Genomic DNA, 9,462 nt, shown 5'->3' on the forward strand with positions numbered 1-9,462 from the left:
ACCCTCAAGACGGACGAGTTCCCCCACGACTGACCCGAGCGGCGCCCGTCCCCCTTGCCTAGAGCGCACTCCACGCCGTTGGCTGGGCAGTCATGAAGTACACGCAGCTCGGACGCACAGGACTCAAGGTCAGCCGACTCGTCCTCGGGACCATGAACTTCGGCCCACAGACCGACGAAGGCGACAGCCACGCCATCATGGACGGCGCGCTGGACGCGGGACTGAATTTCTTCGATACCGCCAATGTCTACGGCTGGGCCGAGAACAAGGGCCGTACCGAGAAGATCATCGGCAACTGGTTCGCCAAGGGCGGCGACAGGCGCGACAAGGTCGTTCTCGCCACCAAGGTGTACGGCAACATGGCCGCGGACGGCGACGCCTGGCCCAACCACGACAGGCTCTCCGCCCTCAACATCCGGCGGGCGGTCGACGCCAGCCTCAAGCGGCTGCAGACCGACTACATCGACCTGTACCAGTTCCACCACATCGACCGGCAGACCCCCTTCGAGGAGATCTGGCAGGCCATCGACGTCCTGGTGCAGCAAGGGAAGATCCTTTACGTCGGATCCAGCAACTTCCCCGGCTACAAGATCGCCCAGGCCAACGAGATCGCCACCCGCCGGAACGGCACCATCGGCCTCGTGAGCGAGCAGTGCCTCTACAACCTCGCCGAACGCCGGGCCGAGATGGAGGTCATCCCGGCCGCGCAGGACTACGGCCTCGGTGTCATCCCGTGGTCCCCGCTCCACGGCGGGCTGCTGGGCGGCGTCATCAAGAAGGAGGTCGAGGGCGGTCGGCGCGCCTCCGGCCGCTCCGCCGACGCCCTCGCCAACACCACCGTGCGGGCGCAGGTCCAGGCCTACGAGGACCTGCTCGACAAGCACGGGATCGAACCCGGCGAGGCGGCCCTGGCCTGGCTGCTGACCCGCCCCGGGGTCACGGGCCCCATCGTCGGCCCGCGCACCGCCGAACAGCTGGAGTCGGCGCTGCGGGCGGTCGAGCTGGAGCTCTCGCAGGAGATCCTGGGCGGTCTCGACGAGATCTTCCCGGGCCCCGGACCCTCGCCGGAGGCCTTCGCCTGGTAGTCGGCCGCGCCGGCCGCGCCCCGAGGCCCGTCCTCGTCCGGAGGCCGTCCTTGTCTCCCGGAAGAAGCCCTTCCGGGAGACAAGGACGTTCCTCGCCATGAGCAAGGGGTCGTCGTCGGAAGGGCGTTCGCGGCAGGCTACTTTCCGACCGCCGCCGCCATCGCCACCACCGCGAACATCAGCACGAGCACACCGGCCATGATCCGGTTACGGGTCTTCGGGTCCACGTATCGAGACTAACCGGGCCTCGTCACCCGTCCGTGCCGAGCCCCCACCGATCCACGGTCTCGTACCGCGGCTGCTCCCCCGGCACCCCGGACCTCGGCAACCGACTGCGGACCAGGCTCAGCTGCCCCACCGTCCACTCGCGCCCCGCGAACACGTCCAGTGCCGCGACGTACGGCCGGAAGTCCGCCGCCCCCCGGCCGCCGCGGGCCAGCGTCAGATGCGGGCGGTAGTGGCGGTGCTCCCCCATCTCCACGCCCGCCTTCCGGCCCGCGGACTCCGCGCGGTCGGCGAGCAACCCCATGGCCGCCGCGTCCCCGGTCGCGCCCACCCACAGCGCCCGGCCGCCGAATCGTCCACCTCTGTACAGGGACAGCCGAAACGGCTCGGTGCGCCGGGCCGCCCGTGCCAGCCGCTCGGACAGGTCCGGTACGACCTCCTCGTCGACCTCACCGTAGAACGCGAGCGTGAAGTGCCAGCCGGGCCGCGCCGTCCAGCGCAGCCCGTCCGCCCCCGGCAGACGCTCCAACATGTGCACGACGGAGGCGAGTTCACGGATCGCTTCGTCAGGCGGCAGCACCGCTGCGAAGAGTCTCATGACCTCACCCTTCCAGGGAACGGACCGCTCGGCCACCGCCATCATGAGCACATGCGGATACGGAAAGGCACCACCGACGACATCCCCGTGATCCTCGCTCTGCTCGACGGCGCGGTCGAGTGGCTCGTCTCACAGGGGCGCACCCGGCAGTGGGGCAGCCGGCCCTGGTCCGAACTGCCCAGAGGCGTGGAGACAGTGCGCACGTACGTGACGACCGGTGAACCCTGGATCGCGGAGATCGACGGCATCCCCGTGGGCACGCTCACCCTCACCGACGGGCCGGGCCCCTATCTGCCGCGCGTGGACGAGCCCGAGCGCTACGTCCATCTGCTCGCCGTGGACCACCGCTTCTCGGGCCGCGGCATCGGCAGCACACTGCTCGCCCACGCGGCCACGGAAACCCGGCGCGCGGGGGTTCGACTGCTGCGCGTCGACTGCTATGCGGGCGACGACGGCGAGCTCGTCGACTACTACGAGCGCAACGGCTTCACCCGGACGGAGGCCTTCACGATCGGGGACGACACGTGGCCGGGGCAGGTGCTGGCGCGACGCCTATGACACCGCGGGGGGCGCCCCCCTGGGGGCGCCCCTGGACCGCTCACGCCGACGCCCTCGCCGGCTGCTCCCGCTGGGCGCGCGGCACGAAACGCACCCGCGGATGCCCGTGGTGCCAGCCCACGGCCAGGCGCAGGCCACCGGCCCGCGCCAGGATCAGGCCGATCGTCACGGCCGCCGCGGCCGAGATCAGACCGCCCAGCGCGAACCCCACCCGGGCGCCGTACGCGTCCGTGATCCAGCCGACCACGGGCGCCCCCAGCGGCGTACCGCCCATGAAGACCATCATGAACAGGGCCATGACGCGGCCGCGCATCGCCGCGTCCGTGCCCATCTGGACGGTCGTGTTCGCCGTGACGTTCACCGTCAGGCCGCAGATCCCTATCGGGACCATGAGCAGCGCGAACAGCCAGAGGGACGGGGCTCCGGCGGTCACGATCTCCAGCACGCCGAAGGCGGCCGCAGCCGCGATCAGCAGGCGCAGCGGGGCGGTGCCGCGACGGGCTGCGAGCAGCGCGCCCGTCAGCGAGCCGAGCGCCATCAGCGTGTTGAACAGGCTGTAGGCACCGGCGCCCGCGTGGAAGACGTGGTCCGCGTAGGCCGACAGCCAGACCGGGAAGTTGAAGCCGAAGGTGCCGATGAACCCGACCAGGACGATCGGCCAGATCAGCTCCGGGTGCCCGGCGACATAGCGCAGGCCCTCGCGGAGCTGGCCCTTGCCGCGCGGGGTGCGCTCCACCACGTGCAGCTCCCGGGCGCGCATCAGCAGCAGCCCGACGATGGGAGCGAGGAAGGACAAGCCGTTGAGCAGGAAGGCCCAGCCCGTGCCGACACCGGTGATCATGACACCCGCCACGGCGGGGCCGACCAGCCGGGCGGACTGGAAGTTCGCCGAGTTCAGGCTGACCGCGTTCTGCAGCTGCCCGGGGCCGACCATCTCGGAGACGAAGGACTGCCGGGCCGGATTGTCGACCACCGTGGCGAGTCCCACGGCGAAGGCGGCGAGGTAGACGTGCCAGACCTGGACGTGGCCGGAGAGGGTCAGGAAGGCGAGGACGAGGCCCGTGGCGCCCATGGCCGACTGCGTGACCAGCAGGGTCCGGCGCTTGGGCAGGCGGTCGACGAGCACGCCGCCGTACAGCCCGAAGAGCAGCATCGGCAGGAACTGCAGCGCCGTGGTGACGCCGACGGCGGTGGAGGAACCGGTGAGGCTCAGCACCAGCCAGTCCTGGGCGATGCGCTGCATCCAGGTGCCGGTGTTGGACACGACCTGACCGAGGAAGAAGAGCCGGTAGTTCCTCACACGCAGCGAGCTGAACATCGAGGACCTGGCGGGCTCGGCCCGCTCGGGAGCGTACGCGGTGGACGTGGGGGGCTTCGAGGACTCGGGGCTCCGGGGAGCCCCGGTGGAGTCGCGGGCGGACGGGGAGTCGTGGGTGGCTGGTGCGGGGGCGGAAGCTGCTCCGGTTCCCGAACTCAAAAGGGTTCGCCTCCTTGCGATGACGATGTCGTACGGACGCGGGTGGGGGCCGCGTGTCACAGATGCGCGAGCTTCTCCAGGACGGGAGCGGCGGCGCGGAGTTTCGCCCACTCGTCCTCGTCCAGACCCTCGACCAGTCCCGCAAGGAACGCGTTCCGCCTGCGGCGGCTCTCCTCGAGCATCGCCTCGGCCCGCTCCGTCTGCGTGACCACCTTCTGGCGCCGGTCCTCGGGGTGCGGCTCCAGCTCGACCAGGCCCTTGCTCTCCAGCAGCGCCACGATGCGGGTCATCGAGGGCGGCTGGACGTGCTCCTTGCGTGCGAGTTCGCCGGGCGTGGCCGAGCCACAACGGGCGAGGGTGCCGAGCACCGACATCTCGGTCGGGCTCAGCGACTCGTCGACCCGCTGGTGCTTGAGACGGCGCGACAGGCGCATCACAGCGGAACGGAGAGCGTTCACGGCGGCAGCGTCGTCGCCATGGGTCAGGTCAGCCATGCTCTTTAGAATAACTCATTACCTTCTCTAAAGACCACTCAGGCGCGCGTCCACATTTGCGACGCCGACCACAGCTTCCCCCGCTTTCGGGATCACGGCGAAACCGCTGAGCAGCACGCATCACCCATATGAGTGATAGGGCAGCGGAACGTGACGCGTGGCACGCTCTGGTCCGGCAACCCTCGTAGGCATGGGGACCAGTGTGCTCAGCGTGCGGATAGACCGGGAGCTGCTCGACCGGCTACGGCACCACGCCGCGAAAAGAGGAATGAGCGTCCAGGACTATGTCGTCCGGACGCTCATTCGGGATGACTTCGACGAGCGATTCCAGGCTGCCGTCGAGGAGACGGAGCGGTTCTACGGGGTCACCTGACCCGGCGAGACGTTCCGCACGGTCGGGCGTCCCCCGGCGGCTCAGGTCAGGCCCAGCGCCGGCATCAGATAGTAGAAGCCGAAGACCGCCGCCACCACGTACATCGGGACCGGGACCGCACGGCCGCGGCCCGCGGCCAGGCGCAGCACCACGAAGGTGATGAAGCCCATCCCGATGCCGTTGGTGATCGAGTAGGTGAACGGCATCATCAGCATCGTCACGAAGGCCGGGATCGCGATCGTGTGGTCCGCCCAGTCGATGTCCCTGACGGAGTTGGACAGGATCAGGAAGCCGACGGCGACCAGTGCCGGGGTGGCCGCCTGGGACGGGACCATCGTGGCGACCGGGGTGAGAAAGAGAGCCACGGCGAACAGGGCGCCCGTGACCACGTTCGCGAAGCCCGTACGCGCCCCCTCGCCGACGCCCGCGGTGGACTCCACGAAGCAGGTGGTGGCCGAGGAGGAGCTGGCGCCGCCCGCGGCGACCGCGATGCCGTCGACGAAGAGGACCTTGTTGATGCCGGGCATGTCGCCCTCGGCGTCGGTCAGCTTGGCCTCGTCGCCGACGCCCATGATCGTGCCCATCGCATCGAAGAAGCACGACAGCAGGACCGTGAAGACGAAGAGGATTCCGGTCAGCACGCCGACCTTGCCGAATCCACCGAACAGGCTGACCTTGCCGATCAGGCCGAAGTCGGGGGTGGCGACCGGGTTGCCGGGCCACTCCGGGACGGTAAGGCCCCAGGTCGAGATCTTCGTGACCGCGTTGAGGACGAGCGCGAGGACCGTCATCGCGACGATCGAGATCAGGATCGCGCCCGGCACCTTGCGGACGATCAGCGCGAAGGTGAGCAGCGTGCCGAGGACGAAGACCAGGACCGGCCAGCCGTTCAGGTGGCCGTCGCCGCCGAGCTGGAGCGGGACGGTGGTCTGGGCGACGTCCGGAATGCGGGTGACGAAGCCGGAGTCGACGAGGCCGATCAGCATGATGAACAGGCCGATACCGATCGAGATGCCCTTGCGCAGGCCGAGCGGCACGGCGGTCATCACACGCTCGCGCAGACCGGTGGCCACCAGCAGCATCACCACGAAACCGGCGAGAACGACCATGCCCATCGCGTCCGGCCACGACATGCGCGGGGCGAGCTGGAGCGCGACGACGGTGTTCACGCCGAGACCGGCCGCGAGCGCGATCGGTACGTTGCCGATGACGCCCATGAGCAGCGTGGTGAAGGCGGCCGTGACGGCGGTCGCGGTGACCAACTGACCGTGGTCGAGATGGTGCCCGTACATGTCCTTCGCGCTGCCGAGGATGATCGGGTTCAGCACGATGATGTAGGCCATCGCGAAGAAGGTGGCGAAACCGCCGCGGATCTCACGCGAGAGCGTGCTGCCCCGCTCGGAGATCTTGAAGTAGCGGTCGAGAGCGCCGGAGGGGGGCAGGGTGCCCGGCTGCTGCGGGGCGGGGGCCTTGGCGGGAGCCGAGGTGGGCATGCGGGACCTCAATGCTGCGGGCGAACCTGTGACAAACGTGATCGAGTCTCGCCACCACTTGATCACCAACGGATTCCCCCACATGTCCTTTGGTGATTCATACGAACATAAGCGGCCAGACTCGAACCGTTTCAGTATGAACATATGAGGCCCAGATCGCTATCTCCGCGCGTAGACGCTTGGTGCGCCGGCTCCGCACAGCCCCGGGGGTGTCCTCCGGCCCCGGACGAGCCCCTCGTAAGCTGTGGGCATGGCGAAGTGGACCCCCAGACACGAGGCGCCGGAGCCCCTGGAGGGCCCCGTGGTCGCCACCATCACCGGCGGCACCATCCTCTGGTTCGTCCTCTTCCTGGCCCAGCTCCCCTTCTACGGCTGGTTCGCCGACCACGGGCACACCTGGTGGCTGTGGACATGTCTGGCCGGCGCGGGCCTCGGCTGCATCGGGATCTGGTACGTCCGCAGGCGCGACGCGGCCATCAAACAGGCCGCCGACCGGCAGTAGCCTCGAGGTTCCCCCTCCACCCACCGCACGAAAGCCGTCTACACCCACCGCACGAGAGCCGTCCTCCCCAGGTCGGATCTTTGGGGCGCGCGGTCGGATCTTTGGGGCGCTCGGCGGGTGAACGCTCAAATCCACACGTACCGTCGAATCCATGACACACATCGACGCGGGCGCCGAACTCGATCCCGTGCACCCTGTCCCCGTGCCGGGGCAGGCACGGGGTCTGTCCGCCACCCAAGTGGCCGAGCGGGTCACCCGCGGGGAGGTCAACGACGTCCCCGTCCGCAGCAGCCGCACCCTGGGCGAGATCGTCCGCGCGAACGTCTTCACCCGCTTCAACGCGATCATCGGCGTGCTCTGGCTGGTCATGCTGTTCGTGGCGCCGTTCCAGGACAGCCTCTTCGGGTACGTGATCATCGCCAACACGGGCATCGGCATCATCCAGGAGTGGCGCGCCAAGAAGACCCTGGACGCGCTCGCGGTGATCGGTGAGGCGCGCCCGACCGTGCGCCGGGACGGAGTGGCCGCCGAGATCGCCACTTCCGAGATCGTGCTGGACGACATCATCGAGGTGGGCCCCGGCGACAAGATCGTGGTCGACGGCTCCTGCGTCGAGACCGACGGTCTCGAGATCGACGAGTCGCTGCTGACCGGTGAGGCCGACCCGGTCGTCAAACGGGCCGGCGATCCGGTCATGTCCGGCAGCTTCGTCGTCGCGGGAGCCGGTGCCTTCAAGGCGACCAAGGTGGGACGCGAGGCGTACGCCGCCCAGCTCGCCGAGGAGGCGTCCCGTTTCACCCTGGTCCACTCCGAGCTGCGCAGCGGCATCTCCACGATCCTCAAGTACGTGACGTGGATGATGGTCCCGACCGCGATCGGCCTGGTCATCAGCCAGCTGGTGGTCAAGCAGCACGGCTTCAAGGACTCCATAGCCCGCACGGTCGGCGGCATCGTGCCCATGGTCCCCGAAGGGCTCGTGCTGCTGACCTCCGTCGCCTTCGCCATCGGGGTGATACGCCTCGGCCGCAAACAGGTCCTCGTCCAGGAACTGCCCGCCATCGAAGGGCTCGCCCGCGTCGACACCGTCTGCCTGGACAAGACGGGCACGCTCACCGAGGGCGGCATGGACGTCACCGAACTGCGCCCGCTCCAGGGCGCCGACGAGACGTACATACGCAAGGTGCTCGGCGCGCTCGGCGAGTCGGACCCGCGCCCCAACGCCTCCCTCCAGGCGATCATCGACGCCTACCCGGACAGCGAGGACTGGCGCTGCATCGAGGCGCTCCCCTTTTCCTCCGCGCGCAAGTACAGCGGCGCGTCCTTCAGTGAGGGCAACGGAGAGTCCAGCACGTGGCTCCTGGGCGCCCCGGACGTCCTCCTGGACCCGGACGACCCGGCCCTGACCGAGACCGAGCGGCTCAACGAACAGGGGCTGCGCGTGCTGCTGCTGGCCCGCACCTCCCGGGACCTGGACGACCCCCGGGTCAAGGTCGGCGCCCGGCCCGCCGCCCTGGTCGTCCTCGAGCAGCGGCTGCGCGCCGACGCCGCCGACACCCTGCGCTACTTCGCCGACCAGAACGTCCACGCCAAGGTGATCTCCGGTGACAACGCGGTGTCCGTGGGCGCGGTGGCCGGGAAGCTCGGTATCGCGGGCGAGGCCCTGGACGCCCGCCGGCTCCCCACGAACCAGGCCGAGATGGCGAAGTCGCTGGACAAGGGCACCGTGTTCGGACGGGTCACCCCGCAGCAGAAGCGGGACATGGTGGGTGCGCTCCAGTCCCGCGGGCACACGGTGGCCATGACGGGCGACGGTGTGAACGACGTGCTCGCGCTCAAGGACGCCGACATCGGCGTCTCGATGGGTTCGGGCTCGGAGGCGACCCGGGCCGTGGCCCAGATCGTGCTGCTCGACAACAGTTTCGCGACGCTGCCGTCGGTGGTCGGCGAAGGACGACGGGTGATCGGGAACATCACCCGGGTCGCCACGCTCTTCCTGGTGAAGACCGTGTACTCGGTGCTGCTCGCGGTGCTGGTGGTGTGCTGGCAGGTGGAGTACCCGTTCCTGCCCCGGCACCTGACACTCCTGTCGACCCTGACGATCGGCGTCCCGGCCTTCTTCCTGGCGCTGGCCCCCAACACAGAGCGGGCCAGGCCCCACTTCGTACGGCGGGTGATGCGGTACGCGATCCCGGGCGGGGCCATCGCCGCGATCGCGACCTTCGTCACCTACCTGATCGCCCGGCACCACTACACGGGTCCCGGAGCGCTGGACGCGGAGACCAGCGTGGCGACCCTGACACTGTTCCTGATCTCCATGTGGGTCCTGGCGATCATCGCCCGGCCCTATACCGGGTGGCGGGTCCTTCTGGTGGCCGCGATGGGCGTGGCGTTCCTGTTCGTCCTCTTCGTGCCGTCACTGCAGCACTTCTTCGCGCTGAAACTGGTGGGAATCACCATCCCGTGGCTCGCCGTCGGCATCGCGGCGGTGGCGGCGGTCGTCCTGGAGTTCCTGTGGAAGTGGGTCGACCGCCGGTTCCCGGCGTGACGCGGTACCCGGCGGGCACCGCGTCACCTGCTTGCGGTGCTTACCTCACGTCGACGTAGTCACCCGTGGCGTTGACCGCCGGGGTGGTCGAGGTGCCGGCGAAGCTGAAACG

Annotated in this window: 9 protein-coding genes; 5 read left to right on the top strand and 4 right to left on the bottom strand. The window is 69.3% G+C overall.

The window, feature by feature from the left end:
* Positions 1 to 92: 92 nt before the first annotated feature.
* Positions 93 to 1,085: an aldo/keto reductase gene (locus VXC91_RS25475; RefSeq protein ID WP_329509662.1), complete on the top strand. Its 993-nt coding sequence runs from the start codon at positions 93 to 95 to the stop codon at positions 1,083 to 1,085.
* A 250-nt stretch (positions 1,086 to 1,335) separates the two neighbouring features.
* Here VXC91_RS25475 and thpR read toward each other — a convergent pair whose 3' ends face one another.
* Positions 1,336 to 1,908 carry an RNA 2',3'-cyclic phosphodiesterase gene (gene thpR / locus VXC91_RS25480; protein ID WP_329509663.1) on the bottom strand — a complete coding sequence of 191 codons (573 nt, stop codon included), beginning with the start codon at positions 1,906 to 1,908 and terminating at the stop codon, positions 1,336 to 1,338.
* 51 nt (positions 1,909 to 1,959) lie between these two features.
* On the opposite strand from thpR, the gene VXC91_RS25485 reads away from it, so the two are divergent.
* Positions 1,960 to 2,466 carry a GNAT family N-acetyltransferase gene (locus VXC91_RS25485; protein WP_329509664.1) on the top strand — a complete coding sequence of 169 codons (507 nt, stop codon included), beginning with the start codon at positions 1,960 to 1,962 and terminating at the stop codon, positions 2,464 to 2,466.
* Between the two features lie 40 nt (positions 2,467 to 2,506).
* On the opposite strand, the gene VXC91_RS25490 is transcribed toward VXC91_RS25485, so the two are convergent.
* Complete coding sequence (locus VXC91_RS25490) at positions 2,507 to 3,784, bottom strand: MFS transporter (RefSeq protein WP_408057470.1); 1,278 nt, start codon at positions 3,782 to 3,784, stop codon at positions 2,507 to 2,509.
* Positions 3,785 to 3,999: 215 nt separating this feature from the next.
* Positions 4,000 to 4,437 carry a MarR family winged helix-turn-helix transcriptional regulator gene (locus VXC91_RS25495; protein WP_329509666.1) on the bottom strand — a complete coding sequence of 146 codons (438 nt, stop codon included), beginning with the start codon at positions 4,435 to 4,437 and terminating at the stop codon, positions 4,000 to 4,002.
* 190 nt (positions 4,438 to 4,627) lie between these two features.
* On the opposite strand from VXC91_RS25495, the gene VXC91_RS25500 reads away from it, so the two are divergent.
* Positions 4,628 to 4,810, top strand: coding sequence for a ribbon-helix-helix protein, CopG family (locus VXC91_RS25500; RefSeq protein WP_329509667.1), 183 nt, complete (start codon positions 4,628 to 4,630; stop codon positions 4,808 to 4,810).
* A gap of 41 nt (positions 4,811 to 4,851) precedes the next feature.
* Here VXC91_RS25500 and VXC91_RS25505 read toward each other — a convergent pair whose 3' ends face one another.
* Positions 4,852 to 6,303, bottom strand: coding sequence for an NCS2 family permease (locus tag VXC91_RS25505; protein WP_329509668.1), 1,452 nt, complete (start codon positions 6,301 to 6,303; stop codon positions 4,852 to 4,854).
* A 250-nt stretch (positions 6,304 to 6,553) separates the two neighbouring features.
* Here VXC91_RS25505 and VXC91_RS25510 point away from each other — a divergent pair, with 250 nt between their 5' ends.
* Together VXC91_RS25510 and VXC91_RS25515 are read left to right on the top strand one after the other, a co-directional pair.
* Complete coding sequence (locus VXC91_RS25510) at positions 6,554 to 6,805, top strand: DUF2530 domain-containing protein (protein ID WP_329509669.1); 252 nt, start codon at positions 6,554 to 6,556, stop codon at positions 6,803 to 6,805.
* Between the two features lie 151 nt (positions 6,806 to 6,956).
* A complete protein-coding gene (locus VXC91_RS25515) occupies positions 6,957 to 9,350 on the top strand; it encodes an HAD-IC family P-type ATPase (RefSeq protein ID WP_329509670.1) in 2,394 nt (797 codons plus the stop codon).
* Positions 9,351 to 9,462 lie beyond the last annotated feature (112 nt).

The organism is Streptomyces chiangmaiensis, from assembly GCF_036281785.1.
Taxonomy (GTDB): domain Bacteria; phylum Actinomycetota; class Actinomycetes; order Streptomycetales; family Streptomycetaceae; genus Streptomyces; species Streptomyces chiangmaiensis.

Excerpts from the sequence above, each read along its gene's own strand:
- VXC91_RS25515 (WP_329509670.1), top strand. The coding sequence starts at position 6,957 with ATGACACACATCGACGCGGGCGCCGAACTCGATCCCGTGCACCCTGTC.
- VXC91_RS25490 (WP_408057470.1), bottom strand. The coding sequence starts at position 3,784 with ATGTTCAGCTCGCTGCGTGTGAGGAACTACCGGCTCTTCTTCCTCGGT.
- thpR (WP_329509663.1), bottom strand. The coding sequence starts at position 1,908 with ATGAGACTCTTCGCAGCGGTGCTGCCGCCTGACGAAGCGATCCGTGAA.
- VXC91_RS25500 (WP_329509667.1), top strand. The coding sequence starts at position 4,628 with ATGGGGACCAGTGTGCTCAGCGTGCGGATAGACCGGGAGCTGCTCGAC.
- VXC91_RS25485 (WP_329509664.1), top strand. The coding sequence starts at position 1,960 with ATGCGGATACGGAAAGGCACCACCGACGACATCCCCGTGATCCTCGCT.
- VXC91_RS25475 (WP_329509662.1), top strand. The coding sequence starts at position 93 with ATGAAGTACACGCAGCTCGGACGCACAGGACTCAAGGTCAGCCGACTC.
- VXC91_RS25510 (WP_329509669.1), top strand. The coding sequence starts at position 6,554 with ATGGCGAAGTGGACCCCCAGACACGAGGCGCCGGAGCCCCTGGAGGGC.
- VXC91_RS25495 (WP_329509666.1), bottom strand. The coding sequence starts at position 4,437 with ATGGCTGACCTGACCCATGGCGACGACGCTGCCGCCGTGAACGCTCTC.
- VXC91_RS25505 (WP_329509668.1), bottom strand. The coding sequence starts at position 6,303 with ATGCCCACCTCGGCTCCCGCCAAGGCCCCCGCCCCGCAGCAGCCGGGC.